This is a genomic window from Caballeronia sp. GAWG1-1 (assembly GCF_023631465.1).
In the GTDB taxonomy this organism is placed as follows: domain Bacteria; phylum Pseudomonadota; class Gammaproteobacteria; order Burkholderiales; family Burkholderiaceae; genus Caballeronia.
This window is the reverse complement of record NZ_JALQDB010000115.1, coordinates 1-527: the sequence shown is the minus strand read 5'-3', so window position 1 is coordinate 527 and position 527 is coordinate 1. Positions and strand designations below refer to the sequence as shown.

General features: G+C 63.2%; 1 protein-coding gene. It reads right to left on the bottom strand.

Annotated elements, in window-relative coordinates:
• Positions 1-527 (bottom strand): AMP-binding enzyme (locus NCT03_RS33690; protein ID WP_250495516.1); only part of this gene is annotated, 527 nt, incomplete at both ends.

Here is a 527-nt window from a genome sequence, read left to right as displayed (position 1 = left end):
TCCACCTTGCCGTTCGCGTTCAGCGGCATCACATCCAGCACCACGATGCGCCACGGCACCATGTAATCCGGTACGCCCTGCGCAAGGCTCGTCTTCAACTGCTGCGCGTCCAGCGATGGCTCGCCTGTCACGTAGGCGATCAGCCTTGCGTCGCGGGCGATCACGGTTGCCTCACGCACACCTTCCATCTGCGCCAGCCTCGATTCGATCTCGCCCAACTCGATCCGGAAGCCGCGAATCTTGACCTGATGATCGAGACGTCCCAGATAGTCGAGCACACCGTCGCTGCGCCACCGCACCAGATCGCCCGTGCGGTAGAGGCGTGCGCCTGTGTGTCGTGCAAACGGGTCTGCCACGAAGCGCTCTGCGGTTAATCCCGGACGGTTGAGATATCCGCGTGCCAGATTGACTCCGCCCAGATACAACTCACCCGCTACGCCACGCGGCACTGGTTGCATACGCTCATCGAGTACCCACGTCTGTGTCGCTGCAATCGGCGCGCCGATCGGCACCGGCCGGTGCTCTTC